Source organism: Arthrobacter sp. MYb213, assembly GCF_002979915.1.
In the GTDB taxonomy this organism is placed as follows: domain Bacteria; phylum Actinomycetota; class Actinomycetes; order Actinomycetales; family Micrococcaceae; genus Glutamicibacter.
In genome coordinates this window covers 535,845-562,490 of record NZ_PCQA01000001.1, presented here as the reverse complement: position 1 = coordinate 562,490, position 26,646 = coordinate 535,845, and the positions used below count along the sequence as shown (strand labels likewise).

General features: G+C 55.2%; 20 protein-coding genes, 2 tRNA genes and 1 other RNA gene. 11 read left to right on the top strand and 12 right to left on the bottom strand.

All coding sequences use genetic code 11. The annotated features are described in order from the left end of the window. The first annotated feature begins 71 nt into the window (after nt 1-71). Nucleotides 72-602 carry a hypothetical protein gene (locus tag CQ011_RS02665; protein ID WP_105674365.1) on the top strand — a complete coding sequence of 177 codons (531 nt, stop codon included), beginning with the start codon at nt 72-74 and terminating at the stop codon, nt 600-602. Here CQ011_RS02665 and CQ011_RS02660 read toward each other — a convergent pair. Beyond that, nucleotides 599-1,075, bottom strand: coding sequence for a GNAT family N-acetyltransferase (locus CQ011_RS02660; RefSeq protein WP_105674363.1), 477 nt, complete (start codon nt 1,073-1,075; stop codon nt 599-601). The two genes, CQ011_RS02665 and CQ011_RS02660, sit on opposite strands and share 4 nt — an antisense overlap. Then, complete coding sequence (locus tag CQ011_RS02655) at nt 1,075-3,339, bottom strand: ATP-binding cassette domain-containing protein (RefSeq protein ID WP_105674361.1); 2,265 nt, start codon at nt 3,337-3,339, stop codon at nt 1,075-1,077. Before CQ011_RS02655 ends, CQ011_RS02660 begins: the two co-directional genes overlap by 1 nt. Before the next feature lie 326 nt (nt 3,340-3,665). On the opposite strand from CQ011_RS02655, the gene CQ011_RS02650 reads away from it, so the two are divergent. Beyond that, the gene (locus CQ011_RS02650) at nt 3,666-4,946 is read left to right on the top strand and encodes a dicarboxylate/amino acid:cation symporter (protein ID WP_105674359.1); all 1,281 of its coding nucleotides are present in this window, start codon (nt 3,666-3,668) and stop codon (nt 4,944-4,946) included. 73 nt (nt 4,947-5,019) lie between these two features. Here CQ011_RS02650 and epsC read toward each other — a convergent pair whose 3' ends face one another. The 3 genes from epsC to msrA all read right to left on the bottom strand — a co-directional run bounded on the left by epsC (nt 5,020) and on the right by msrA (nt 7,302). After that, on the bottom strand, nt 5,020-5,604 hold the full coding sequence (gene epsC, locus CQ011_RS02645; RefSeq protein WP_096253942.1) for a serine O-acetyltransferase EpsC: 585 nt from the start codon (nt 5,602-5,604) through the stop codon (nt 5,020-5,022). A 139-nt stretch (nt 5,605-5,743) separates the two neighbouring features. Then, nucleotides 5,744-6,679, bottom strand: a complete 936-nt coding sequence (cysK, locus tag CQ011_RS02640) for a cysteine synthase A (RefSeq protein WP_105674357.1) — start codon at nt 6,677-6,679, stop codon at nt 5,744-5,746. 95 nt (nt 6,680-6,774) lie between these two features. Then, nucleotides 6,775-7,302, bottom strand: coding sequence for a peptide-methionine (S)-S-oxide reductase MsrA (gene msrA, locus CQ011_RS02635; protein ID WP_105675006.1), 528 nt, complete (start codon nt 7,300-7,302; stop codon nt 6,775-6,777). A gap of 131 nt (nt 7,303-7,433) precedes the next feature. Here msrA and CQ011_RS02630 point away from each other — a divergent pair, with 131 nt between their 5' ends. Together CQ011_RS02630 and CQ011_RS02625 are read left to right on the top strand one after the other, a co-directional pair. Further along, complete coding sequence (locus tag CQ011_RS02630; RefSeq protein ID WP_286161060.1) at nt 7,434-8,387, top strand: Nif3-like dinuclear metal center hexameric protein; 954 nt, start codon at nt 7,434-7,436, stop codon at nt 8,385-8,387. A gap of 1 nt (nt 8,388) precedes the next feature. Beyond that, nucleotides 8,389-8,775 (top strand): VOC family protein, encoded by a 387-nt coding sequence (locus tag CQ011_RS02625; protein ID WP_105674355.1) that lies wholly within the window; start codon nt 8,389-8,391, stop codon nt 8,773-8,775. Nucleotides 8,776-8,982: 207 nt separating this feature from the next. On the opposite strand, the gene CQ011_RS02620 is transcribed toward CQ011_RS02625, so the two are convergent. After that, the gene (locus CQ011_RS02620; RefSeq protein WP_105674353.1) at nt 8,983-11,343 is read right to left on the bottom strand and encodes a purple acid phosphatase family protein; all 2,361 of its coding nucleotides are present in this window, start codon (nt 11,341-11,343) and stop codon (nt 8,983-8,985) included. A 183-nt stretch (nt 11,344-11,526) separates the two neighbouring features. Further along, entirely contained in the window at nt 11,527-12,375 is an 849-nt protein-coding gene (locus CQ011_RS02615; RefSeq protein WP_353616154.1) for a YaaA family protein, read from the bottom strand. A gap of 71 nt (nt 12,376-12,446) precedes the next feature. Here CQ011_RS02615 and CQ011_RS02610 point away from each other — a divergent pair, with 71 nt between their 5' ends. From CQ011_RS02610 to CQ011_RS02595, 4 genes are all read left to right on the top strand, one after another. After that, nucleotides 12,447-13,889 (top strand): dihydrolipoyl dehydrogenase family protein, encoded by a 1,443-nt coding sequence (locus CQ011_RS02610; RefSeq protein WP_105674351.1) that lies wholly within the window; start codon nt 12,447-12,449, stop codon nt 13,887-13,889. A 47-nt stretch (nt 13,890-13,936) separates the two neighbouring features. Then, nucleotides 13,937-14,292: RNase P RNA component class A (rnpB, locus tag CQ011_RS02605), an RNA gene on the top strand. Nucleotides 14,293-14,475: 183 nt separating this feature from the next. Then, nucleotides 14,476-15,933, top strand: a complete 1,458-nt coding sequence (locus CQ011_RS02600; RefSeq protein ID WP_286161059.1) for a glyceraldehyde-3-phosphate dehydrogenase — start codon at nt 14,476-14,478, stop codon at nt 15,931-15,933. Nucleotides 15,934-16,025: 92 nt separating this feature from the next. Then, nucleotides 16,026-16,490, top strand: a complete 465-nt coding sequence (locus tag CQ011_RS02595; protein WP_105674347.1) for a hypothetical protein — start codon at nt 16,026-16,028, stop codon at nt 16,488-16,490. 507 nt (nt 16,491-16,997) lie between these two features. Here the strand turns inward: CQ011_RS02595 and def are convergent. From def to orn, 5 genes are all read right to left on the bottom strand, one after another. After that, nucleotides 16,998-17,570: a peptide deformylase gene (gene def / locus CQ011_RS02590; RefSeq protein WP_105674345.1), complete on the bottom strand. Its 573-nt coding sequence runs from the start codon at nt 17,568-17,570 to the stop codon at nt 16,998-17,000. A 531-nt stretch (nt 17,571-18,101) separates the two neighbouring features. Further along, a complete protein-coding gene (locus tag CQ011_RS02585; protein ID WP_105674343.1) occupies nt 18,102-20,777 on the bottom strand; it encodes a helix-turn-helix transcriptional regulator in 2,676 nt (891 codons plus the stop codon). Between the two features lie 266 nt (nt 20,778-21,043). Then, a tRNA-His gene (locus CQ011_RS02580) sits at nt 21,044-21,119 on the bottom strand. Nucleotides 21,120-21,300: 181 nt separating this feature from the next. After that, nucleotides 21,301-21,376: transfer RNA gene (locus tag CQ011_RS02575), tRNA-His, on the bottom strand. 158 nt (nt 21,377-21,534) lie between these two features. Next, nucleotides 21,535-22,149 carry an oligoribonuclease gene (orn, locus tag CQ011_RS02570; protein WP_105674341.1) on the bottom strand — a complete coding sequence of 205 codons (615 nt, stop codon included), beginning with the start codon at nt 22,147-22,149 and terminating at the stop codon, nt 21,535-21,537. 212 nt (nt 22,150-22,361) lie between these two features. Here orn and mptB (CQ011_RS02565) point away from each other — a divergent pair, with 212 nt between their 5' ends. The 3 genes from mptB (CQ011_RS02565) to CQ011_RS02555 all read left to right on the top strand — a co-directional run bounded on the left by mptB (CQ011_RS02565) (nt 22,362) and on the right by CQ011_RS02555 (nt 26,554). After that, nucleotides 22,362-23,885 (top strand): polyprenol phosphomannose-dependent alpha 1,6 mannosyltransferase MptB, encoded by a 1,524-nt coding sequence (gene mptB / locus CQ011_RS02565; protein WP_105674339.1) that lies wholly within the window; start codon nt 22,362-22,364, stop codon nt 23,883-23,885. Next, nucleotides 23,882-25,378, top strand: a complete 1,497-nt coding sequence (mptB, locus tag CQ011_RS02560; protein ID WP_105674337.1) for a polyprenol phosphomannose-dependent alpha 1,6 mannosyltransferase MptB — start codon at nt 23,882-23,884, stop codon at nt 25,376-25,378. Before mptB (CQ011_RS02565) ends, mptB (CQ011_RS02560) begins: the two co-directional genes overlap by 4 nt. Nucleotides 25,379-25,453: 75 nt before the next feature. Next, nucleotides 25,454-26,554, top strand: coding sequence for a VanZ family protein (locus CQ011_RS02555; protein ID WP_105674335.1), 1,101 nt, complete (start codon nt 25,454-25,456; stop codon nt 26,552-26,554). The last annotated feature ends 92 nt before the right edge of the window (nt 26,555-26,646 follow it).

Here is a 26,646-nt window from a genome sequence, read left to right as displayed (position 1 = left end):
GATGGAGCACATTCCAAGATCCCAAACCCGTTCGTTATCTGGAGGAAAGATCACCGGGCTAGACTCGGCTCATGAACGGATACGAATCAGGTTCTTCGGCGTTGGCATGGCTATTATGGCTGGCCCCGCTACTGACCGTCATCATTGCAGCCATAGGCGCCTATGTGGCGGTCAGAACTATGCAATTTCGTACCAAAGTTGATAGTGCCGGGCAGTGGTGGGCACGCGTGCAGAACGCCATAGACCACTGCCTGGCCGACAACAGCAGAGAACAAAATCTAGGCACAACCATGCTCGACCACCTCCAGGCACAGGGCGAAATGCCCGAGGGCCTGGATGATACCCAGCAACGCGAGTGGCAACGAATCAACAAGATGCGTTGGAGCGTGCAACCCGAGGACCTGCTGCTGATTCGCGGTATTGTCAAAGATCTTGCACTGTCCCAATCCAAGCGACTTAGTTCCATGGGGATCCGCCTGAACCCGGAAGTACGCCCCGAATACGACACGCTGCTGCGACAAGCACAATTGGTACTAAAGATTGATGCGAAGCTCGGACGTGAGAGCGACCCGGAAATCCTCAAGCTGCTCACCGCCGGCTAAGTGCGGAACATCCGCAATTCGGTCAGCCCCGGCGTCTTGGGGTCTACCTTTTGAGCCCCATCAAATTCAAAACCGTTGCGTCGGTAAAACGCGGTGGCCCGCGGATTATTCTGCGCCACCCACAACGAAGCCGGTTGCAGCCCTAAAACCGCGTTGAATAGCTGCTGCCCGAGTCCGGTGCCGTGGTTCGAGCTAACTACGTACAGGCTAAAAAGTTGCAGTTCGCCTCCCGGTTTTCCTCCGGCGAGCGCAAAGCCGAGAAATCCTTTGGAGCCTTCGGCTACGACGCGGCGTAAGTTGCGGTCCTCGTCTTGTGTCAGTCGTTCCCACAGTTGGCGCCAGGAGACCAAATGCTCCTCGGTGAAGTAGTCGTCGGGCAGTTGCTTGGCATAGGTTTCCTTCCAACAGTGCACATGCAGCTCGGCGAGCGCAGCTGCATCTTTCGGTAGGGGAGCGCGCAACTCATAGTCCATTACTTGCCTACGGTGTAATCGGCAAGATGTTGACCGGTGAGCGTGCCCGAGGTCGCCAGTTGTTCCGGGGTTCCCTCGAAGACGACGGTTCCGCCGTCGTGGCCGGCTCCGGGTCCCAGATCGATCACCCAGTCTGCATGAGCAACGACCGCTAGATGGTGTTCAATGACAATCACAGTATTTCCCTCGTCCACCATTTCATCTAGTAGTCCCAACAATCGGTCCACATCTGCCATGTGTAGGCCGGTGGTTGGCTCATCTAATACGTAGGTTCCTTGGCCTTTGCCCAGATTGATGGCTAGTTTCAGGCGTTGGCGTTCGCCGCCGGAAAGGGTGTTCAGCGGTTGTCCGAGCTTGATGTAGCCAAGTCCCACCTGGTTTAAGCGTTCTAAGGTGGTTTTTGCCTTGGGGATGTTCAGCTGTTCGAATGCCTCTTCGATACTCAGGTCGAGGACCTCTGCGATGTTCAGCCCGTCCAATCGGTATTCCAGTACCTGCGCGGTGTAGCGCTTTCCCTCACAGAGTTCGCAGAGCAATTGCACGCCCGCCATGGTCGCCAGATCCGTATAAGTGAATCCCACGCCGTTACAGTTTGGGCAGGCACCCTCGGAGTTGGCGCTGAACAATGCTGGTTTGACCCCGTTAGCCTTGGCGAACGCCGCGCGGATAGGGTCAAGGATCGAGGTGTAGGTAGCCGGGTTGCTGCGCCTAGAGCCACGAATGGCTGACTGGTCCACCACCGCAACGTCTTCGCGTTTGGAGATGGTGCTGTGGATGAGTGTGGACTTACCTGAACCTGCCACTCCGGTAATTGCGCAAAGTACGCCGCGAGGGATGTCCACGTCTACGTTTTTCAGGTTGTGCGTGTTTGCCCCGCGAATCTGCAACGGCTCTTTCCCCGGACGTACTTCCGACTTTAAAGGCACACGAGCTGAGAAGTGCCGTCCGGTCACGGTATCGCTGGCTAAGAGTCCCTGAAGATCTCCGGCGTAGGTTACCGTGCCGCCGTGGATTCCGGCGCCCGGACCAAGATCAATCACGTGGTCGGCAATCTTGATCACCTCGGGCTTGTGCTCAACTACCAGTACGGTGTTGCCCTTATCGCGTAGGTCCGCTAATAAACGGTTCATGCGTTGGATATCGTGGGGGTGAAGTCCCACGGTGGGCTCATCAAAGACATAGGTGACATCGGACAGTGCGCTACCTAGATGCCGGATCATCTTGACCCGTTGTGCTTCGCCGCCAGACAGGGTCCCGGCCGGTCGATCTAAGGAGAGGTAACCAAGCCCAATCTGCACGAGCGAAGCCAAGATGCCGCGCAGGTTTCCCAGTAGCGGAGCGGCGTCAACGATGTCCAGCTTGTCTAAGACCTCCAAGAGGTCGCTGACCTGCATGGCTGTCATCTCTGCGATACCCAGGCCAGCGACTTTTGAGGCGCGAGCCTTCTCGCTCAAACGGGTTCCGGCACAGACCGTGCACGGCGCCGTGGTAGAAATGCGGGCGATCCAATCACGGATATGTGCTTGTTTAATTTCCTTACCCGAGTGAATGTAGCTGGTCTTGATGCGGGTGATCAACCCCGAATAGCTCATGTTCGCGCCGTTGAGTTTGACCTTGCCCAAGGGTGCATAGAGCATCCGGTCCAACATTTCCTGGGGCATATCTTTGAGCTTCAGATCCAGATCTGGCTCGGTGCCGGCGGTGAGGGTTTGCCAGAGCCAAGCATCAGGAGCAAAGTTTGGGGCCTTGATGGCTCCCTCGTTCAGGGTTTTATCCCAGTCCAACAGTTCATCAAGATCGATACTTGCTTCGGTACCAAAACCTTCGCAGGCGCTACACGCGCCCTCTCCTAAATTGAAGGAGTAGGCGCCAGCGCCACCAGCACTTGGGCTTGAGTAGCGCGAGTAGAGCACGCGCAGCAACGAGTAGGCGTCGGTGGCGGTTCCTACGGTGGATCGTGAATTCGCGCCCATACGTTCTTGATTCACCACTATCGCGGCCGAGAGGTTATCTAGCACCTCAACATCGGGGCGTGGCATCGAGGGCATGAAGGATTGCACAAACGCCGTATAGGTTTCGTTGATGAGCCGTTGGGACTCGGCGGCGATGGTACCGAAGACCAATGAGGATTTACCTGAGCCAGATACTCCAGTGAAGGCGGTGATCCGTCGCTTAGGAATGTCCGCGTCCACCCCGCGGAGATTATTTTCCCGTGCTTGACGGACGTGGATCATGTCATGGGTATCTGCAGGGTGTTGGCTCATAGGCTAAATCCTACCCAGCAACAATGCTCGCGCTCGCCGTAGGCAATATGACGCAGGCAATGTCATGAGCACAGCGTTTGGGGCTTGCCGCGCTAGCGTTTAACCGGTGCTTAACCGTGAGATCCGTGCAGAATGTCCTGCAGACCCGATAAACCGTGGACAAAAGGTACAAGTTCGCCTTGAAGAGCGCTCTGGTATCCATAAGTCAACCCACAGATTTCTGTGAACGGTCTTTGAGCCCTTACGCTTATGAAGGCGTGCCGTAGGCCACAGGGTCGTGCGATCTCTCGCACAGCGCTCATCACTCGTCATCCTGAAGGAAGAACATGAACGTTTTGAAAAAGATCCCTCTGTTGGGGTGGATCGTCGTTGCCATTATTCTCGGCATCTTGCTCGGCCCAGTCATGCCGGTGGGGCTCGGTAGCGTCTTCCTGACCTACAACTCGATTTTCTCGGGCTTCCTGAGCTTCATTGTTCCGCTGATCATCCTTGGTTTGGTCATGCCGGCAATTGCCGAATTGGGCAAGGGTGCAGGTAAATGGTTGGGTGTGACCGCACTGATCGCTTACGGCTCGACCGTCTTGGCTGGCCTGCTGGCATACTTTGTGAGCCGCTGGCTCTTCACCGCCTCGCTAACCGGCGGCGGTGTTGAAGAAATTGGTGAAGGTGAAGGATCCGGCTTCGAACCATTCGTTTCCTTGGTAACCTCCGCAGGCGACGGTGCCACCGAGATTGTGCTTGAACCGATCATCGGCGTGATGAGCGCACTGATTCTGGCCTTCGTAATCGGCATTGGCCTCACCGCGTTCCGCAGCACCGTGCTATTCCGTGGAGCGGTTGAGTTCCGCACCATCATCGAAATGGTCATCCGCCGCATCATCGTGCCAGCGTTGCCACTGTTCATCTTCGGCATCTTCCTTGACCTCTCGGCCAGTGGTTCAGCAATCACCGTGGTCACCAAGTTCCTGTTGGTTGCAGTAGTCGCCTTCGCTCTGACCCTGGTCGTTCTGCTGATTCAGTACACCATCGCAGGTTCGATGTCTGGACGTAATCCGCTCAAGGCACTGTGGGGCATGCGTGACGCGTACTTCACCGCGCTGGGTACCTCTTCCTCGGCGGCGACCATCCCGGTCACTCTGGCCTCGGCCAAGAAGAACGGTGTTTCCGATTCGGTGGCAGGCTTTGTGGTGCCATTGTGCGCCACCATTCACCTGTCCGGTTCGATGGTGAAGATTACCTGCTTCTCGATCGCAGTTCTGATGCTTACCGGCGGAGACGTCAGTTTCGGCGCGTACTTCCCATTCATCTTGATGCTCGGCGTCATGATGATCGCAGCTCCTGGTGTTCCAGGTGGCGCCATTGCAGCCGCCGCTGGTCTGCTGGTGCAGATGCTTGGCTTCGGCGAGGTCGAGGTGGGCCTCATGTTCGCCGCGTACATTGCGCTGGATAGCTTCGGTACCGCAACCAACGTGACCGGCGACGGCGCGATTGCCATGATCATGAACAAGCTCACTCACGGCAAGCTGGGCGCTCAGGCCCAGGACCCTGAAGATGAGCATGTTGAAGTTCTTGCAGGCGAGAACGACGAGCATAACCTAGCCAACTAGGCTTAAAGACCGCAAAAAACAATGAAGGACCAACGTTTACAACGTTGGTCCTTCATTGATTTAACACGATTATTTAGATCCACATGGCGGGATCAATATATTCGGCCGGGTCCACCGCAGGCTTGCGTTCCTCGGGAGTGCGCGGGCGGTTCTGCGCCGGGATGCCGGTGACAATGGATCCTGCTGGAGCATCCTTGACTACCACTGCGTTGGCGCCTACCGCGGAGTCCGCACCAATGGTGATCGGGCCGAGTACCTTCGCACCGGCACCAATGACCACGCGGTCCCCGATGGTGGGGTGGCGCTTGACCTTAGCCAGTGAGCGTCCGCCGAGGGTGACCCCGTGATAGAGCATCACATCTTCGCCGATTTCGGCGGTTTCGCCAATCACGATGCCCATGCCATGGTCGATAAAGAAGCGCCGTCCAATGGTGGCACCGGGGTGGATCTCGATGCCGGTGATTGCACGGTTAGCCTGTGAGAGCAGGCGTGCCGGCCATTTGAGCGACGGGTTCTGCCACATCTTATGCGCCAAGCGGTGCATCCAGATCGCGTGCAGTCCTGAATACACGAAGAAGTTTTCGGTATCACTACGGGCTGCCGGGTCGTGGGAGCGAGCGGTGGCGAGATCTTCGCGTAACCGGGAGAAAAAACTCATAAATACAACCTTTGTGCTTGCAGCAAGCTGACGTGCCCTGAAACAGGGAACATGACAAATCGGCGTGAGCCGCTTGGAGGACCTATATAGATCCAACAGCGCGTCACGCCGATTTATTCACGACTTTGAAAACTAGTTATTAGCCGCGGATGTCATCAAAGAGCAAGGTGGAGATGTAACGCTCACCAAAGTCGGGAACGATGGTGACGATCTGCTTGCCTGCGTACTCTTCACGGGCAGCAATCTGCAACGCACCCCATACCGCGGCGCCGGCGGAGATACCGCCAAGAATGCCTTCCTTCACACCCAGTGCGCGAGCCACCGAAACGGAGTCTTCGATCGACGCATCAAGAACCTCGTCGTACAGTTCGGTATCCAGAACCTCGGGGATGAAGTTTGCGCCCAGACCCTGGATCTTGTGTGGGCCTGGCTTGCCGCCATTGAGGATTGGTGAATCCTTCGGCTCCACTGCAACGATCAGCAGGTTAGGGTTCTTTTCCTTCAGGTAGCGTCCGGCGCCGGTGATGGTGCCACCGGTACCGATACCTGCCACGAGCACGTCAACCTTGCCGTCGGTGTCTTCCCAGATCTCTGGGCCGGTGGTGTCCGCGTGAACCTGTGGGTTCGCGGTGTTGGCGAACTGCTGGGCCCAAATAGCGTTATCCGAGGTAGCGACGATTTCCTTCGCCTTTTCGACCGCGCCACGCATGCCGTCGGCACCCGGGGTCAACACGATCTCGGCACCGTAAGCGCGGAGCATGACACGGCGCTCGGTGGACATCGTCTCTGGCATGGTCAAGATGACCTTGTAACCGCGAGCGGCGCCGACCATGGCCAGGGCGATACCGGTGTTACCACTGGTGCCTTCCACGATGGTTCCGCCAGGCTTGAGCGCACCGGACTTTTCTGCTGCGTCCACGATGGCTACACCGATACGATCCTTGACCGAGTTGGCTGGGTTGTAGAATTCCAGCTTCACTGCGACGCTACCTGGCAGGCCCTCGCCCAAACGGTTCAGCTTAACGAGAGGGGTCTTACCGATGATCTCGGTGACGTTGTTGTAGATCTTGCCCATTTGTATGCAATCCTTACGTGACTTGATGCAGGCCGCTGTTGTCCGGCGTGTGGTGCTTAAGTTTCAGTACTAAGCCTAATCGGCTCGCTGAGCGCTCAGGACTCGTTAAGCCATTGGGCGTAATATTTCCTGACTTTTACGAGCTTCGGGTCAATAATGACTCGGCAATAACCGACTTCTTGGTTCTCCGAGTAGAAATCTTGGTGAACCTGCTCGGCCGGGTAGAAATCTTTGGACTCCTCAATCGTGGTGACGATCGGGTTCGGGTACAGTGCCGTGTACTTGTTAATCGCGCTCTGGAAGAGTTCACGCTGTGCCTCGTCCAGCGGGAACATCGCCGAACGGTACTGGGTACCCTCGTCGTAGCCCTGGCGGTTTAATGTGGTTGGATCATGCACCGTGAAGAACATGTCCAAGATAATTTCCGCCGGTACGACCTGCTCGTCAAAAATCACCGCGACAACTTCCGCGTGACCGCTGGTTCCGGTACAGACCTGGCGGTAATCCGGATTTGTGGTGTGTCCGCCCTGATAGCCGGAGAGCACCGCGTGCACTCCGCGGGTGCGCTGATACACGGCGTCTAAACACCAGAAACAACCGCCAGCTAAAACGAAGGTTGTCAGTTTGGTGCCCTCGACGGTCAACGAGGCGGAAAAATGATGGGGCGTGTCTAATCTGAGAGTACTCACAGAGTTCATAACGTCGCGGCGTTGCATTATGTTCCACACCCAGTTTCAACGCGTAGGGTAGAAATATGCAGAGCAAGGCTAATACCCCGCAGAATCCGACAGCAAAAGCTCCGGCTGCGCAGTCCGCGAACCTCTCCGCCGTTAACGGCGAGACCACGGAAGGCGCAGAGACCGAAGTTAGCGCCAGCCCCACCACGCTGGGCGCGGTGCTCGAAGCGGTCGAGGAACTGTGGCCACAATCGTTGGCCGAAGACTGGGACGCCGTTGGGCTAGTCACCGGTCGCACCACCGCACCGGTGAAGAAGATCGTGATGGCGGTGGATCCAACCCTAGAGGTCATCAACGACGCGATCACCCGCGGGGCTGATCTGTTGATCACCCATCACCCGTTGTTATTGCGTGGTGTCACCCAAGTGGCCGGAACCAGCTTTAAGGGCGAGGCGATTCACCGGTTGATTGAATCCGGTACCGCGTTGCTGACCGCGCACACCAATGCAGATAACGCCATTGGTGGCGTCAATGATGCACTGGCCGATGCCTTTGGTCTCAAAGACTGTGTCCCGCTGGTTGAATCTAAGGATGGATTGCCCGAAGAAGGTTTGGGCCGCGTTGGCTTCTTAGATAAGCCGATGAAGCTCGAAGATTTTGCCGAACGCGTCTTTACCGTGCTTCCGGCAGTTGCCGGTGGTGTTCGGGTGGCCGGTGACCGCCTGGGCATAGTGCGCAAGATTGCGCTGTGCGGTGGAGCGGGTGACTCGCTCTTTGATGCGGTCCGTGCCCACAAGGCAGACGTTTACGTCACCGCAGATTTGCGCCATCACCCTGCCAGTGAGGCACGCGAGGCTGCCGAAGGCGGACATCCATTCCTAATCGATGTCTCGCACTTTGCCTCCGAGTGGGTGTGGCTTTCCGCCGGCGCCCGCGCATTGGAAAATGTCTTGCAGGATTTGGGCCATGAGGTACAGATCGAGGTGTCTCAGGTGAACTCCGACCCTTGGGACTTCGTGCTGACTCCATAACATGTTGCATCATCTTGAACTTTGGGTAGCCGACCTGAGCGCCAGTATTGGTTCCTTGGGTTGGCTATTCTTACGTCTTGGCTTCGAAGTGGATTCCACCTGGCCAAGCGGTATTAGCTATCGCCACAATGACTTTTATATTGTGCTTGAGTCGGGCCCGGATGTAAGCGAATCGGTGCATCAACGTAAGGCACCCGGGATGAATCACTTGGCTTTCCACGCCGGAACACGCCAGCAACTCGACGAGCTAACCATCGAGGCGCAAGAGCATGGTTTTACGCTGCTGTTTGCCGAGCAACATCCATTCGCCGGGGGAGCTGCGCACTACGCTACGTACCTGGAAGATGCGGCCGGGTTCGAAGTTGAACTGGTTGCAACCTTGGGTTGAACAGTTTTGGTTTGTGAATGTTTGAGTTCGTCGGTATCCGAGCACCGGAGTCTGCTCTGGGACAAACCTTGCGACCCACCAGTGTTTTGAGAACAAGTTGAACCGCCATTATTAGGTACGCGGTAATTGTGATGCGAAGGTTATAGTTGTGGTTGGTACCTGCTATAGGGGCACCAACCACAACTATTCTTTGTTAGTTTTTAGTTCTTATTTACAGCTCAGAGCCTCGTAGGAAATTTCCTTGGTGACGTTTTCAGAACCATTGGAAGCTTCGACCGTGACGGAACCAGCAGCCAGGGGTGCCTTTCCTGCGTTTAGTGGAGCAGAAGCGGACTTGCCCGAACCCAGGTTATTCATTTTCTTGTTCCCGAATTCACTGGTGATGTGCAAGGTAACGGGTGAATCTTCAGTGTTCTGGGCATTCACGTTGAGCATCGTATTTTTGCCTATACAACGGCTCGTCACGCTCAGTTCAATGTCAAGATCTTCTTCTATGACCGGTATGTCTACTCCAGCTTCGGTGACCCACTTGATGCCTTCATCGTTTTTGGTCACGGTGAAGGTGTCCCAGACGTCGCCAATCGCCAAGTCCGTGGTGGACGATGCGATTTTCTCAGCCAGGTAGGAGTTGTAGGTCAAGCTGTCTTCAGTAACGTCGATGACCTGATAGGTAGTGAAGTCCTCACCGCGCTTTACTTGCGTGGCGTTGTTCTGTGTCCAGACGTTGTCGTTTTCATCCGCGAGGTCATAGTGCTTCGCGCCAGAGTTTGACACGACGTACACCGGGCCATCGGTAACGACCTCGAAGTCGGTTTTGTTCTCATTGTTGTAACCTCGTGAGTACACATGATCGTGACCCATCTGCACAAGATCGATGTTGTGTTTCTGGAAGATTGGAACCCATTCTTCTCGAAGTACCGGTTCGTTGCGCCCGGATGAAGCCGAGTAGACGGGCTGGTGGAAAGTGACCACGTTCCATTTGGAGGTGCTGTCCTCGAGGATATGATCCATCCACGCGGCTTGGAACTGGACCCAAAGAGTAGAGATCTTACTTTCTGGGCAATCGTCGGTTGAACATGCGGGCAGGTTATCTGGCGTCAGGAATCCTTTATCCCGTGTGGCATTTATGGTGATAAACCGGACGCCTTGGTAATCGGTGTAGTAGACGGTTTCTTCGGCGAATGTTGTCCAGTGATCAAAGAGCGCCCGGTATTGTGCGGCAGCTTCGCTGTCACCAATGGTGAGCTTGGCCAGGTCTCCGGCTGTCTCGACCGACGGGTTGTTTCGCGGGTATTCAAAGTTTGCCTTCCACGCGGAAAGCTTGTTATCTCCGGAGTATTCGTGGTTTCCCGGCGCTGCCATGACGTTTGACGTTGCGGCAGATTGCTCCATTCCCTTGAACCAGTTGTTCCACTCGCTCTCGTTGCTTCCGGTATTGATGAGGTCACCGGCGTGAACGGAGCCTACGGCGTTCGGGGCTGTACGTTCAGCCTGCGAGACGACTTTTGGCCACGTGGTGTCGAGACCGATCTGCGCATCTCCGTAGTAAATGTATTGGAAATCGGTGATCGCTGAGTCGGCAGTCGTAAACGTATTCCACTCGCTCGAATTGGAACCATTGCTGACTCGATATGTGTAGTCGGTCCCGGGCAACAGGTTCTTGAGTTCGGCGGAGAAATGCGGCAACGGATTGCCATTAACAGGCTCAACGAAGTCTGCAGACACGGTAGTGATTTCGCTTCCGTCCAGCTTGCGGAATTCGACATTTCCGGCGTCAGCGTCGGAGCTACCTGCCATCCATGAAACGTACTGCGAAGTTTCTGGGGTCTCGGTCGGAGTAAGAATCACCCGGGAAATCGGGTCGATGTTTTCGGTGACATTTAAACTGAGCTCGGGAACGTCCAGGTAGATATCTGAACTGCTGGCGCGGTCATTGTGCAAACTAATCGCGACCGTGTTCACGCCGTCAACGAGGACGTCTGCAGGAATTTCGAAACTGGAAGAAACCGGGTTGCCGTTGCTGCTCCCTGCGTACTCCTGATTACTTTTGCCGGTGAGCCTGTCGTCGAGAAAACCAGCGACTTTTGTGCCATTGATCCACATGGTCAAGGCATCGTCATAAACCACATCGCCGGTGATGTTCAGGAAATCATCGGCGCTACCTTCAGGCAGGTCGAACTGGGTACGGAAGAAATACGTCGGCGTAGCAGTTCCGGTTTGCCCACCAAGGTAGTGGTTGAGCAATGTCTGTGGGTTATACGGGCCTACCGCGCCCAGCGAACCATTCTTGGCGCCGAAGCTACCCTGCGCAGTTTTCCATGTGCTGTCGTCAAAGTCTGTTGCAGCCCATGAATCCAGATCTGGATTTCCAGATGCCGGGTCGGTGCCATCATCTAGGTAATTCCATTGAGTGCTGTCGGTGGAAATTACCACCGTATTATCCGGTTTGGTTTCAGCATCGGTGGGGGCTGCGTGTGCAGGAATGATTGTGCTTGCCAGCAAGGCAAGAACTGCCGTGGTGGTCACGCCGCGGCGCCAACTAGGCGTTGAATTCAGTTTTGGAGACATCTCTACCTTTGAGCTGTGAGTGTGTGATCGGCCAGTGAAAGTGGCTGATGTACACAGCTAACGCCAAGAGAATGTCTGGAAGGAGAACCCCAAATGAACCAAGGATTTCTAGACTGAACGGTCGAACGCACGGTTAGCGTGTGGAGAACAGTTTGGTCCGTGGAACTCTATGAAAAAGCGGAACTACTTAGCCGTAGTGAACTGATGGTCTTCGGCCAGCAGGATATTCAGTGCCAACCCCTTCTTATCTTCCACCAGCTGCGCATCCCATTTGGTTTGCGCCAAGGAAAGCAGTTCTTCTGGGTTCTGCGCAGCGACCGGTTGCTGGATCAAGAAGCGTGCAACCTCGCCGCGGGTGTGTTTAGCAAAGTGCGAGACCACCTTCGGAACGCCGTTGCGCAGCTGGAAGACATTCACCGCGACGCTATTGCCGTTACTTGGCTTATATGCCGCCGCGTAGGTGCTTGACCGGGCGTCGACGATTAACTGATCGCCGGCTACCTGATCGAGTACCGGGGTCAGTCGCTTCTTCCACCAGCTGGCCAACTTACCCAGTGGTTCAAGCTTGGCCGACATGGACAGTCGGTATGGCGGAATGCTGTCACCGAAGCGTACCGCGCCCCACAGTGCGGACACCACGATGATGGACTGATCTGCTCGTTGCTGCGCTGCAGGATCTAGCGTGGCATAGTTCAGCGCCTCAAAAAGAACGCCCGAATAAATGTCATGAGCCTTGGCCGCCGGTTCGGTGTGTAAGCGGATATTGCGTGCGACCTCGTGCGCCAACGTGGCGCCAACCCCGAGAACCTCCATGGCATTTTCCTGGGCCGAGACTTCGGACAGGGCGGCTAACACCGCAGCCCGATCATCTGTCAGTTGCGCAAAGGAAAGCTCACCGGAAACAAACGGTGCGCCGTGAGCATGGGCGGTCTTACCTTCGGAAGGTGGCAACAAAATAAGCACGCCTTCCAGCTTATCGGAGATCAACCGGGGTTCGGCGCAGGGCGCTGCCTGGAACAAATAGCTCATCATGTACGAATCGCAAGCGGCTAGCTACGCTGAACACAGTAGCCCGAACTCGATTTTTGCAGTGAGGAAACACCATGAATAGCTCTTCGCCTGTTGAGTACGATTTTGACCTGATAGTCATTGGCGCCGGCCCGGCAGGGGAAAACGCGGCCGATTACGCGGTCAAACATGGATTGCGGGTCGCAATCGTCGAGTCTGAACTGGTTGGCGGCGAATGTTCTTATTGGGCGTGCATGCCGTCTAAGGCGCTGCTACGTAGTGGGCAAGCGTTGAACGCGGCACGCAGGTTACCAGGAGCAAAGCAGGCAATCACCGGAGACATCAACGCACCGCAGGTACTCGCGCGGCGCGATTCATTCGCCAGTCACTGGGATGACTCGGGACAAACCAAGTGGTTAGCCTCGGCAGAGATTGAGCTGATACGCGGCCGCGGTGAAATTATCGGTCCGCATCTTGTCCAGGTGGGGAAGAGCCAGTATTCGGCGCTCGCCGTGGTACTTGCTACCGGTTCGGTGCCGGTGCTGCCAAACATTGCCGGATTAGTGCAGGCCAAACCCTGGGGCACCAGAGAAGCTACCGCGGCTCAAGAAATTCCGGCGCGCTTGACCATCATTGGTGCAGGGGTGGCGGGCACCGAGCTGGCCTTCGCTTTCGCTGCCCTGGGGTCACAGGTCACGATGCTCTCCCGTCGATCCTTGATGAGCCGCGAAGAACCATTTGTGGGTGAATATCTGACAAAAGCACTAGCGGATGCGGGCGTTCAGATTCTTCAAGGCCTCACCCCGGATCGTGTGGACCGCGATGCAGCTGGTGTGGTGAGCGTCCAGTTGAACGACGGTAGGCAAATTTTCGCCGAGCAGTTGCTGGTTTCCACCGGTAGGCGGGCTAATACCGCCAATCTTGGTTTGGAGGCACTGAATCTGGACCCCACAGCAAAGCTGAATGTGGATGACAGCATGCTCGTAGAGGGTTTCGACTGGCTCTACGCGGTGGGCGATGTGAATTCTCGCGCCGCACTGACCCATCAGGGAAAATACCAGGCGCGCATTGCCGGTGAGGCAATCGCTGCTCGGCGCAACGGCGAACCGCTCTCGTCCGCGCGGTGGGGTAGCCACGTGGCGAGCGCAGATCACGTGGCCGTACCGCGAGTAATTTTTAGTGACCCGCAGGTCGCAGCCGTCGGAATGACCGAAGCCGAAGCGCGCGCCAAAGAACTCAACGTTCGCTGCGTCGAATACGAGCTGGGTGCCGTGGCCGGCGCCAGTTTGCACGCCGACGGCTACCAGGGCCAAGCTAAGTTGGTCGTTGATCAATCGCGTCAGGTGATTATCGGGGCAACCTTTGTCGGCCACGATGTCGCAGAGCTGCTCCATGCGGCGACTATCGCGATTGTTGGCGAGGTAGCTATGGACAGGTTATGGCATGCGGTTCCCGCGTACCCGACGATTAGTGAAATTTGGTTGCGCTTAATGGAGGAATATCATTTCCCCGCCTCAAATGTGGCCAGCGGCTCTTAAGCCGAAGTCGGTGTAAAGAAACTGGCGGGGCTAGAATGGTTAACGAATGGGATGACTAGGCGATCGCGTGCCGTGCAAACGGCCCGAGGAACGTCCGGGCTCCACAGAACAGGGTGGTGGGTAACGCCCACTCGGGGTAACCCGCAGGCTAGTGCCACAGAAAATAGACCGCCAGGTTTTCCTGGTAAGGGTGAAACGGTGGTGTAAGAGACCACCAGCATCTCGGGTGACCGAGATGGCTTGGTAAACCCCACCCGGAGCAAGGTCATACAGACCGCGTTATGAGGGCTGTTCGCCCCATGCGGTCGGGTGGACCGCTAGAGGCTGTCGGCAACGGCAGTCGTAGATAGATGATCGTCTTCGCGCAAGCGGACAGAACCCGGCGTATCGGTCATCCCATTCACTCACTCCCTTGGTGAGATGATTCACAGGCGTCAGGCTCCGCTTCGCGGGTGCACCGTCTAGACTAGATACGTACTTGCGGGGATGATCCTGTTACCCCGCGCCACCGCAAAAGCAATGGTGCTTCTCACGGTGCCAACCGACTTTATGGATCTGGAAGTCGGCTGAAATGGAAGGATTTTCTGTGACCCAGCAGTCTGTCGTTGCCCAGGAAGAATGGAGCGGGCGCGAAGAGCTCGCCGAGGCCATGATTCCACTGATCGGACGTCTTAACCGCAATAACAATGTGGTGACCTCGATCTACGGCCGTAAAATGATCAACCAGTCCGCCATCGACATCATTAAGGCTCACCGCGTAGTGCGCCGGATTGATGGCGAAGAATTGGCGTTGACCACCACCATGCCAATGCTCGAAGCAATTGAATCTTTGAACGTTGGTTCGGTTTCCGTTGACTTGGGTCGACTGAACAAGAAGTTCGTCACCTCCGGTTCGAAGGACCTGAAAGCATTCCTCACCGAAGAGCTAGGTGAGAAGGTCGGCCAGGCTGGCGCCACCGACATTGAGCCACAGGACGTCGTGCTCTACGGCTTCGGTCGAATCGGCCGCCTATTGGCACGTATCCTCATCGAACGCGGCGGCTACGGCCTGCGCCTGCGTGCCATTGTGGTGCGTAAGGGTTCGGATGACGACATCGTCAAGCGTGCTTCGCTGCTGCGTCGCGACTCGGTTCACGGCCGCTTTGACGGTTCGATCACCGTAGACGAAGCCAACAGCACCATCTTGGCTAACGGCACCCTGATCAAGGTCATCTACTCGAATGATCCAACCACCGTTGACTACACCGAGCATGGCATCAACAACGCCATCGTGGTGGACAACACCGGCCGTTGGCGCGACGAGGCTGGTTTGTCCCAGCACCTGCAGGCTAAGGGCGTTGCCCGCGTACTGCTGACCGCACCGGGCAAGGGCGATCTGAAGAACATCGTCCACGGCATCAATGATTCCTGGATCACCGCAGATGACAAGATCGTCACCGCGGCCTCCTGCACCACCAACGCGATCACCCCGATCCTGAAGGCACTGAACGACAAGTTCGGCGTCATCCACGGGCACGTTGAGACCGTTCACTCGTTCACCAACGACCAGAACCTAATCGACAACTTCCACAAGGGTGAGCGTCGCGGCCGTTCGGCAGCACTGAACATGGTGATCACCGAGACCGGTGCCGCCAAGGCAGTAGCCAAGGCATTGCCAGAGCTCGAAGGCAAGCTGACCGGTAACGCGATCCGCGTACCAACCCCAGATGTCTCCATGGCGATCTTGAACCTCAGCCTTGAGAACGGGACCACCAAGGAAGAATTGAACGCTTACCTGCGCGAGGCTTCGCTGACTTCTAGCCTGCACCGCCAGATCGACTACATCGATTCCCCTGAGGTTGTGTCTACCGACTTCGTCGGTTCACGCCGTGCGGGCATCGTTGATGGTTTGGCGACCATCGTCTCGGACAAGAACGCTATCGTTTACGTCTGGTACGACAACGAATTCGGTTACTCCTGCCAGGTAGTGCGTGTGATTGAATCAATCGCCGGCACCCACCCGGTGGCAGTTCCAGCCGTTGCGGCTCAGGTAGCTAACGCCTAAGTCTTAACGCATTCACGCAGCACCCCGATCCTTTTGTCTAAGGGTCGGGGTGCTGCGTTTTAAACTTCGGCTGACTTGCTAAGATTTCCCTTATGGCTAGGCGTATTAAAATTGGTGTGACCGGCGTGTTCGCAGCGCTCGGCATATGTACGCTAGCGCTAAGTTCCTGCGCTACAGACGGTAGTGAGCTTGGACTGACGGCAGGCGAGCCACGAGCCGTGGTTGGAGCGCACTCCATAGATGAGGAAGCGAGCAACTCAGTTGAAGCCAGCGGAGTGCTGCTACTCAGTGCGGGGCAATGCTTCGAACTTCGTGATCCGAAGGGTCAACCGACCTTGTTAATATTCCCCTCCGAGGCTCACGTCTTGTCTGATGGGTGGCCTGGGATGAAGATTGCCGATGAAGAGTTTCGCGTGGGGGACCATCTGAGTATTGGCGGCGGCTTTCATCAGCTCTCTGAGCAGGATGCCGAAGCCGTGAACAAGTGCCAATCGACGGGCGAAGCCTTTGTAGTTCAAGTCCTTCCGCGCCACACATCCGAGCCGGCCGGGCAGTAACTAGTCACAACGAACGTGATTCGAAAGTATGTTCTAATCATGTTTGCGCTGCGGTCTCCCGCCGGTGGCAGATGCTAAGCCAACCGTCCTGTGGGTCTGAGCAATCCCTGCCACACGACCGCGGGCCTATGCGCGCTCATCCAGCCAAGAAGGTTCTTATTCTGGCATTGAGCACGCCTTGCCGCGCGCCAATAGGGGAGTAGGTTCTTCCCCGGCCCAGCTCGGGGCTACCTGCAAGCCTATGGGCCTGTAGTCGTTCGCGTTGGGCCCTTTTATGAGTGCCAGGCACAGGGCCAGTCGTGAGTTTCTGCTGCAGGCTGCATAGTGGCGCAATGTCTATCGGCACAGAGGGCCTAAGAGGCGCTATGCGGATGGTGGGCGGATCATTCGCTGTCCGGAAAACATCGCCGGGGGACAGGGAATAACCCAACTACTCTGGAATGCAAAAGCAGCGCCGACCGATTCACTCGGTACGGCGCTGCATCAGCGGTATATAAATTTCAGGCTCTAGTGTCCGAAAGGATCCTCATCGGTACCCGGCAGCCAGGTAATGCCGGCAACGCCCCAACCCAAAGACTTCTTCGCCTTGAGCCAACGCTTATCCCACCGCGGCACCAGCTTGTCTACATAAAGGAAACCGTCCAGATGATCAAACTCGTGCTGCATGATGCGCGCAAACCATCCGGTCGCCTCGAAGGAGACCGGCTTACCAAACTCATCAACGCCTTCCACCTTGGCGTATTCAGCCCGCTTGAGTGGGAAGTTCAGGCCAGGCACGGAAAGGCACCCCTCGGCTTCCTCGTCCGGGTCAGGCGTTGCCTGGGAGACCTTAGAGAGGGTCAGTACAGGGTTGATGAGCACGCCGCGTTCAGGAGCCGTATCTTGATCAGCGTAGATGTAGGTAAAGATACGCAGTCCGACACCGATTTGTGGTGCCGCTAGTCCGACACCGTGAGCCGCATCCATGGTGGCATGCATATCAGCAACGAGCTGGCGTAACTGGTCATCAAATTCGGTGACCTCAGCTGCGCGTTGGTGCAGTACTGGTTCTCCATATACGGTGATCTGCCGAATGGGCACGTGATCGGTCCTTTCCAAGGTGCTAAGAAGTCTTCTCCAATAGTTTCACGGCTCATCCTAGTTTCGCCACTGCGGGTACCGGCGGTGGTTAGGGCCCGTCAATGCGCAAGCTCGTGTTGGTGAGGGTAGGTATGTAAGAAATTATGCGTGTTTACTAGTCTAAATCGCTGTTCTTCGGCCTTAATCGCGCAGACCGCGTCTGACGTACAGGCGACGTGGAACTGAATTGAAGATTCGCACTGAGATGCACTTCACCGTCAATCGGGCATTTATTGTGGTTGCCTGACGCGATATACGAAAAATAGCCCATTAGAACAAACCTTCTAATGGGCGTTTTAAATGGGAAAGGCTAACGTCCCCATGACGTTAGCCTTCTGGTGAGCTTCATAGCCGCTCAGACATTTGCGAGTGTCTAAAAGCCTTATCCCAATAAATCGAATTCTGAATCCCCCAAGATTCACAATACAAACTTCGATTCCCCGCTTCCTATTCTAGGGCGATAGAACGCCAAAGTAGCCTCGAAATCGATGACTAGGTAGTGGTTTGCCCGGATACAGGTAGCGACGTCAACCGCGCATTAAGAGGTTCAGCCAAATCGATATCTCCATCGGCGCTTGGAAGCAGCTGACGACGATCGACGATACCTAACTTTGTATATGAACGCTGCAAGTGACCCTCCACCGTACGTCGGGAGAGGAATAGTTCGTCAGCAATTTCATGACTACTCGCCCCACCCGCTGCAAGAACACAGGTAGCGTACTCACGTTCGGTGAGTAAGGACCGAACAATACGTCCGCGACCTAAGGCCGGAGTGTTGACTTGTTCAAGCGGCTCAGCCAACTCCGTAGACAGCGATAACAATCGAGACGCCAATGTACGCTGACCCAGCTCACGAGCAGCGCCCGAGGCACGCTGCGCAACCTCGGCAGCATAGAGCAAACGTTGCGAAGATACGTGAGCGGCAGTCAGCGCCTGTACGGCTTCTAGCGTCGGGTCTTGGATTACCGCAGCGTATTGTCCAATAGTCTGCGCCAGGGGGCCTTGTACTACGCCTGCGGCGTCACTGACCTCGTCCACCCCAACGAACAAACCTAAACGCCACGCATCGTGTAACAGCCGCATGCGAACCAGCTTGCGATCAAATTTATCGGCCTGCACCAAGCACTGCTGAAGATGATCCTGCGCAGCCTCTTTACCCTCAAATTCCAAAATGACAGGCAACAAATTACGTTGCGCAATAGGGCGCATAATTTGGCCAGATACCACCGAGGAAGACTTACCCACAAAATAATAGCTTCCGGCCTTCTCCAAATCGCCAACCATCACCGCAGCGCTCGCCGCCAAAGAGGCGATGAACCCAGTCGATAAGTATGGGTCTGAGGCAACTATGAGGGCGAAGGCCTGTTCAAATGCTTCCAGGGCATCCAACGCACGGCCCTGCTCAAGTTGTTCAAGCCCATGACCAGTCAGATAATTGGCATGGTTGATCGCCAAGTTTGTGAAATCGAGTCCCGACAGTACCTCTGCCAGCTCAGCACTCACACCGCCTAAGCAGGAAGACAAAACCGGCAAAGCAAAAAGTAGCTCAGCCTGGGTCGCCGGTGTGGCCGAGGCCCAAAAATCACCTGTAGCAAACCCAAGGAACTCTTCAAAAGCATCGACCGGGCGTCCCGCATAACAATCCTCAATCAGCACATGTGCCAAACATGCTGCACGTAGCGCTGGCGAGATGTCGCTATGAGAGGCGTAGTCTCGCAACCTCTCGGTATCAACCACCTGCCCGGCACGAGAAAGTACGAGCAGTCGCTGTGCCTGACTATCAACTGGATCTTGAGGACCGAAATCAATAATTCGCGTCGCCAACTCGGGATCACCCAAACCGGCGAATGCGATCTTAGCCGCAACCCCGCGAAGCTCAGGACTACCGGTACGTAACAACGGCTCAAGCACAGATAAAGCTACCTCCGGCTTACCCAGCTCATGTAACGCATCGGCACGCATCACTAATACGTGCTCCAACATTGACTGATCGGTGAATGACTCCCGATCTAAGGAATCGGTCAACGCCACTACCTGAGCAAACTTGCGCGCCTGAGCCGAACCAACGACATCTTCATACAATTCGGCTGCAGGGATCTTGATACCCAGTTGCACCCGATGCCTGGTGAACCAAGCCCGCGCATGAGAAGTGAGAACTTCTCTGGGAAAAGTATCCGAGGCGCGCTGTAGGTAATCTCGCAGTTGCGTCTCGGTCAAAGTACTCAACACAGTGTGCGGGGCAAGACCAGAACTAAGCACGACCGCAAGCTCGCGCTCGCCGGTTGCTTCGTCTTCGGTTAGCGTTACCAGTTTTGCCAGACGGGTATCGAGTAATTGAGGAAGTATGGCGCCCAGTAGTTGCTGGGCAAAGGGGTATCGCAGTCTGCCGGTTACCGCCAGAAGTTCTATGGCCTCACGTATAGATCGGGGCTGTTCGCGCAATCGTGAGGTAATCAAATCTGAGATTCGTGGCCCCTGAGGGTTCCAAAGCCGATCAAGAGTCCAGTAGTACCCCTGTTTGGTGAGGACCTTCGCATTTTGCGCGTCTAAGGTGAGCTCGCGCAGGTGGAGCGCATTTCCATCAGAAAATTCCAGTAGCGTGTCCACGGTGCTGGAGTTCACGGCGCCACCCAATACATCTTCCAAAATCGTGGCCGTGTCAGCAAAGTTCAGTCGTTCCAGTTCGATACGAAAAGCGTCGGCGCTGGTGCGTAAATCCCTCAACGATTGGGGCAGTTCATGAATCGCGGTGGTGGTCACTACGAGGTGAATGTTTCGCGTTAGTGACAACTGCCCAAGAATCGCAGCGCTTTGCTCGTCGGCGTAGTGGGCCTGGTCCAAAAACAGGGTAACGCTTTGCTGTCCGGTGTAACGCACTAATCCTGCAAGCATTTCTGCCGGAGCAAAGCTGCTAGTTGGTGTCGGCAACTGTGCGGTTAAGGTTGTTAGCAGGGCAAAGGGAACCTGCTTTAGTGCTTTGGCTGCGGTGATCCAGTATGTCTTTCCCGGATGTTTTGAGAGGATCTGTCGAGCAAATGTTGTACGGCCACTACCGGTCTGCCCCACAATGAATATGGGAGCACCACGCGATACCGTTGCGCGAGCTTGTTGGTATGCGTTGTGAAGTGAGGGCAACTCCGTGGGAAGTTCGCTGGACGGGCCGATCATAAGCCTAATTTTGTACCTGGTTAAGAGTCTGGTCAAGTAGCTAAAAATCAAATACAGGTAGCGAAATTGCTGTACAGCACACGCTTGCCTGGTTTAGTATCCACAACTCATGCAGAAATGAAGGCCATCACCGCGTCTGCACCTTGTGTAAACATCGGCACCAGCGCGAAATGAAACGGTCTAACGCTAAATCGGTGCGCAAAAAAGCTTTGGAAATCAAAAAACGGCCTGATCCGGAACTTACGTTTCGAATCAGACCGTTTGTCTGGGGTGAGTAACGGGGCTTGAACCCGCGACCTTCTGGACCACAACCAGACGCTCTACCAACTGAGCTATACCCACCATGATTACTTTGTGACTAGTCGGACGGCTAGAGCCTTCAAACTGATTTCAAGCAACGAGAAATACTATACATGCATCTGGAGTGAAACTAATAATCGGGTGACCTTTGAGGTCATGAAGTCCGCAGGGAAACAAAAAACGGTCTGACTCAAAACTTACGTTTCGAATCAGACCGTTTGTCTGGGGTGAGTAACGGGGCTTGAACCCGCGACCTTCTGGACCACAACCAGACGCTCTACCAACTGAGCTATACCCACCATGTTCGCTTCGATACTAGTCATTCCGCTTTTGCGAGCTGATTTCGTATCTGGCAACGAGAAATACTATACACATACTCAGGGGGTGAGTGCCAACTTGAAAGCCCCCTAAGTCGCTGTGTTGTGTATCACCTGCGGTTTAAGGGGCTGACTAGTGCTTACTTTTCGTCGGTGGTACTGATCTCGGCAGCTATTTTGCGCGCCTGATCGGTTGTTGGTCCGGGGGAGGGAACCATGATGGCGGCTCGATAGTAACGAAGCTCGTCGATTGAGTCCTGGATATCACCCAACGCGCGGTGGTTGCCGGTCTTGGCAGGAGCAGCGTAGTGCGCCTTGGTGAACCAGCGCCGACTTAGTTCCTTCAAGGTCGAAACGTCGATGATGCGGTAGTGCAGGTGATCAATGATTTCTGGCATATCGCGTGCCAAGAAGTTCTTATCGGTGCCTACCGAGTTTCCTCCCAGTAGAGCCTTGTTCGGCTCTGGGACGTGTTTTCGGATGTAGTCCATTACCAGGCGTTGGGCCTGTTCCATTTGCATACCGCCGTCCAACTCCATCAACAAGCCGGAGACCTGATGCATATTGCGAACGAAGTCACCCATCTGTGCCAAAGCGGCATCGCTAGGCTTGATAACCACCTGGATACCCTCGTCGATGATGTTTAAGTCCGAATCGGTAATCAGTACCGCTACCTCGATCAACGCATCATGGACCAGGTCTAAACCGGTCATTTCGCAATCGATCCATACAATTTTCTCTGAATTACTAGCCACGGAACCAATCTACCCTCTGGATAGCTTGTGGGGCAGCGCACGGCATGAAAGCTTCGGGCATCTCAGTGTCACACCGGTAAGCGCATAGCGTGCGATGCTAAAATCATGGGAGATTTCATGACGTTGAACGATGTGCCTACGTACTGGCTAACCGGATGCAACGTCATTCTTTTTAAACGAACTTTTTGTCCAATCCAGCACGAGGTGTCACGGTGTCCGCTAGTAAGGCAGAAGTTCTAGCTCCCCAGCCATACGCGGGTGTTAATAAGACATTGCTTAGCGGCATAATCGGCTCCTCGATGATCCTCTTCGGATCCTTTGGTACGGGTTGGTTGGCCAGCGTTTCACCGCTGAACCGTGATCCTTTTTTCATCATGGTGCGAACCGAGACCGCCGGCGTCACCATTTGCGTGATCTTGTTGGCACTTGGTTGCTGGTTGCTTTTCCGTGCGTGGTGGCGCCTAGGGCAGAAGCTAAAAACCTGGGGCGACGGCTCGCTCAAGATTGTGCAGCGCGCGGTGATGCTTTGGAGCATTCCAATGCTTATCGCACTTCCCATCATGAGCCGCGACGTTTTTGCTTACATTGGGCAAGGTCGTTTAGTCGATGCCGGTCAAGATCCTTATGTAGATGGCATTTCAAGCCTGAATAATTGGTTCCAGCTAGGTGCTGACACCATGTGGGCTCAAGATGGCACTCCCTATGGGCCACTGTTTTTGACCATTGAATACATCGTGGTCAACATCGTTGGCGGGTCTACCGATGCGGCTGTTCTTGCCTTCCGCGCCATCGCGGTCATCGGTGTCCTACTGTGCCTGCGTTATGTTCCCAAACTGGCCGAGCTTCATTCGGTTTCCGGCGCCAAGGCAACGTGGATGACCGTGGCGAACCCGCTCTTCCTCGTGAACTTTGTGGCAAGTGCACATAATGATGCGCTGATGACTGGCCTATCGGTGTGGGCCGTGTATTTGGCTTGTAAACGACACGGTTTTTGGGCGATTGTGGTGCTCGCGGCCTCGATCGGTGTCAAGCCAATAACCCTGGTATTGCTGCCGTTTATCGGTTTGCTGTGGGCCGGACCGGAAGCCAAATGGCCGCGCCGATTCCTGTATTGGTTCTACTCCGGTTCCATCTTCTTGGTTCTCATGACCCTCGTGGGCTGGCTAAACGGCTACTGGTTTGGCTGGCTCAGCGTGCTGCTGAACTACACCGGTACCGGTGTCTCTGTTGTTGCGCCACTGGGAATGTTAACCATCGCGTTGCAAGGCATTTTTGGCTCATTTGGCATGGAAACCGACTGGGTACTATCGATCATAAAAACCGGTGGACGATTGCTCGGTGTGGGGCTTGCCATTGTGCTGATGTTCCGCGGGAAATACTCACATCTCGTCCAACGCATGGGTATCGCGTATGCGGCAATTGTGGTGCTTTCTCCGGTAATCCAGCCGTGGTATCTGCTGTGGTTGTTGCCGTTCTTCGCGGCGACCGGCTTGCGCGATGACTGGCAGATGCTCTGGTTACACATCACCACGATATTCTTCTTGGCTTACCAAGCAGCGGATCAAATTTTCGTCTGGCAGTTCCTTCAAGAAGACTTAGTTCCACGGGTGCAACTTATCTCCTGGGGAATTTCGATTCTCTGTGCGCTGTACCTGGTCTTCTTGGATCCCAAGACTAAAAAAATCTGTCCCGAGCTACTGAGCTCCACGAACTGGCTGAAAAAGAAAGTCAAGTGAGTTTGCTGGTGCAAAAACTATTGCGACGTGGAGTGTCGCTGAAGGCCCTAGGTTGGCAAGGTTTTGCCGCTTCGGTGATGATCACCGTAGCGTCTTGGGGTATCGGTTGGTTTCCGCGTAGTCAGCTCTCTCCGCTGGCCCGGAGCGGATTTTTTATCGAATTCCGCACCGAAGCATGGGGAGTTATTAGCTGCATTATTTTAATGGCAGCAGGTTTGGCGTGGTTGACCCGAGTTTGGATTCTGGCTCGCCCGCTAGTTGATACTGCACAACTGATCAGCACACGACAGCTGGCGCAGCTGTTCATTAAATGGTCGGCACCATTGATGTTTTCCTTCCCAATTCTCAGTCGTGATGTTTACTCGTATCTTGCCCAAGGTCGGATGCTTCATGCCGATAAGTCTCCGTATCGTGAAGGTATTTCGGCTCTGCCTGGTTGGTTTGAAGGTGGCTCGGATGGGCTCTGGGCCCAATCGCCGTCCCCCTACGGTCCGTTCTTCTTAGTACTTTCGCGCATCATTTATTTTGTCTCCAACGGGGTGCCTGAAATTGGAGTAGGGCTCCTGCGCATTACCGCGTTACTTGGGGTTATCGGCTGTTTTCATTTCACCGCCAAACTGGCGAAAAAAATGGGACAAAATCCAAAGTGGGCTAACTGGGCCATCGTGGGAAATCCACTGTTCTTGTTGACCATGATCGGCGGCGCTCACAATGACGCGTTGATGATTGCTGGAGTGTTTAGCGCATTCGCGCTGGCCTATGACCGTCGACCCATGGCGGCCACGTTGGCTTTAGCTATCGCGGTATCCGTGAAACCGATTGTGCTCTTGGTGCTGCCATTTATTGGATTGATCTTGTTAGGCCGCGATAAGTCCTTGCGCGCAAGATGCATAGTTTGGCTGAAGGTGTTCTGCTACTGCCTGATCTGGTTAACTATCATCGGCGCGGTGACTAACCTCTGGTTCGGATGGCTGCCGGCCATGTTTACCGCCGGGGATGCAGCTTTCCCATATGCTCCGGTGGGCTTGACTGGTTGGTTGCTTGGCATGCTGGTGGGAGCACTGGGCGGCTCGGCCAGCCTGACACAGAGCATCGTGGTATTCGTTTTTCAGCTCGTTTCTGTGGCGATCGTTGCGCGGCTTGCACTGGCTAAAGATATTTCTCGGCCAGTGCGTCTGGCCGCCTGGGCACTGTCTGCAGTGATTTTGCTTGCCCCGATCATCCAGCCCTGGTATATCTTGTGGATGATCGCGCTCTTCGCGATCTCACACCGTGTTTCTTGGGCCTCTGAGAAGCTGATGATCTATTTGGCCAGCTTGATCCTTGTGGTGGTCTTTGTGGATCAACTCTCGATTGAACAATGGCATATTGTGTGGTTGCTGCGGGTGTTTGCGGCGGTGCTGGCGGTTGGTTTATTTGCCGGTCTTTTCCGCTTCGACCGGAAGACGCGCACCGTACTTAGCGGAGACACGGGACCAGCTCCCATTCAGTAAGCATCCAGCTAACAATTACTGGTCTCACACCAGACGTCACAGGTTGCGCGTATTTTTCTCGGCTTAGATAGAAATATGCAAACGATGTTTTGGCCCGCGACGATCGCCATGCTTGGCGGTGTCCTCTTCTTAGGCGCAGCAGGTATTTTCCTACTCGCCATCCAGTATCACCGCCATGGGCGCCTATCTTGGCGCCGTACGCTGACCACCGGTGCCGCAGTAATCTACGGTTTTGGCCTCTTCAGCTACACCATGCTGCCGCTACCCGATACACGTAACGCATTTTGTCGGCCCGGAGTGGCCGTTCCTCAGCTACAACCGCTGAACTTCCTCAATGACTTTGCGCTCTCCTATGAACTGGGAATGCGTCACTTTTTGACCAGTTTTACGCTATGGCAGGTCCTTTTTAATGTGATCTTGTTCATGCCGCTCGGAATCCTAGCGGTCCGCTGGTTGCGCGGGAACGTATTTCTGGGAACCCTCATCGGACTCACTGCCAGCTTGGCTATCGAGCTGACTCAGTACACCGGGATTTGGGGCCTGTATACCTGTGCCTACCGGGTTGCCGATGTTGATGATCTTTTGATGAACACCTTCGGCGCACTGCTTGGATCCATCGTGGCGTACCTGCCAATCTTTGCGTGGCTCACCGGGCCACGAGAACAAAGTGCCTTGAAGGCTGGGCCACGTAAGGTGACTAGGCTACGGCGCTTTATGGCCAACGGCTTCGATATCGCTTTTGCCCTTGGACTGGTGATGCTCACCACCTTCGTGCTGGAGATCACCGAAAAACTTGGAGCCCCGCCAGCGTCCTATGACCTGACCCAACGTTGGATTCCCACGATCTCGGTATTGCTGGTCTTCTTGCTTCCCACGCTCATGCCAGGACGCGCCAGCCTAGGACAACGCTGTGCCTGGATTCGGGTGGCTGGAAAAGACACACTACAAGTACCTGCATGGCAGGGCCTTGTGCGCAGCATTCTGGGTCTAGGGGGAATCTCTTTTGCTTTCCAAATTGCCGACAGCATCTGGGCTGCAAGCCCCTGGGCCTGGCTCAGCGCGTTGGTATTTGGCTACCTCATCCTGAGCTCAATCTTCCTCTTATGCGATCCAACCGGCCGCGGAATAGCCGGTAGGCTCACCGGCACCAGATTCGTTGATCGGCGAATTCACTAATCGTTCACCACCAAGCTGTCAGCTGATGGGGCTAAAATAGTTCCGGTGGCCGGTACCCGATACAACTGGCAACCACATTCGCTTAAAAGACG

Excerpts from the sequence above, each read along its gene's own strand:
- CQ011_RS02665 (WP_105674365.1), top strand. The coding sequence starts at position 72 with ATGAACGGATACGAATCAGGTTCTTCGGCGTTGGCATGGCTATTATGG.
- CQ011_RS02660 (WP_105674363.1), bottom strand. The coding sequence starts at position 1,075 with ATGGACTATGAGTTGCGCGCTCCCCTACCGAAAGATGCAGCTGCGCTC.
- CQ011_RS02655 (WP_105674361.1), bottom strand. The coding sequence starts at position 3,339 with ATGAGCCAACACCCTGCAGATACCCATGACATGATCCACGTCCGTCAA.
- CQ011_RS02650 (WP_105674359.1), top strand. The coding sequence starts at position 3,666 with ATGAACGTTTTGAAAAAGATCCCTCTGTTGGGGTGGATCGTCGTTGCC.
- epsC (WP_096253942.1), bottom strand. The coding sequence starts at position 5,604 with ATGAGTTTTTTCTCCCGGTTACGCGAAGATCTCGCCACCGCTCGCTCC.
- cysK (WP_105674357.1), bottom strand. The coding sequence starts at position 6,679 with ATGGGCAAGATCTACAACAACGTCACCGAGATCATCGGTAAGACCCCT.
- CQ011_RS02630 (WP_286161060.1), top strand. The coding sequence starts at position 7,434 with ATGCAGAGCAAGGCTAATACCCCGCAGAATCCGACAGCAAAAGCTCCG.
- CQ011_RS02625 (WP_105674355.1), top strand. The coding sequence starts at position 8,389 with ATGTTGCATCATCTTGAACTTTGGGTAGCCGACCTGAGCGCCAGTATT.
- CQ011_RS02620 (WP_105674353.1), bottom strand. The coding sequence starts at position 11,343 with ATGTCTCCAAAACTGAATTCAACGCCTAGTTGGCGCCGCGGCGTGACC.
- CQ011_RS02615 (WP_353616154.1), bottom strand. The coding sequence starts at position 12,375 with ATGATGAGCTATTTGTTCCAGGCAGCGCCCTGCGCCGAACCCCGGTTG.
- CQ011_RS02610 (WP_105674351.1), top strand. The coding sequence starts at position 12,447 with ATGAATAGCTCTTCGCCTGTTGAGTACGATTTTGACCTGATAGTCATT.
- CQ011_RS02595 (WP_105674347.1), top strand. The coding sequence starts at position 16,026 with ATGGCTAGGCGTATTAAAATTGGTGTGACCGGCGTGTTCGCAGCGCTC.
- CQ011_RS02585 (WP_105674343.1), bottom strand. The coding sequence starts at position 20,777 with ATGATCGGCCCGTCCAGCGAACTTCCCACGGAGTTGCCCTCACTTCAC.
- CQ011_RS02555 (WP_105674335.1), top strand. The coding sequence starts at position 25,454 with ATGCAAACGATGTTTTGGCCCGCGACGATCGCCATGCTTGGCGGTGTC.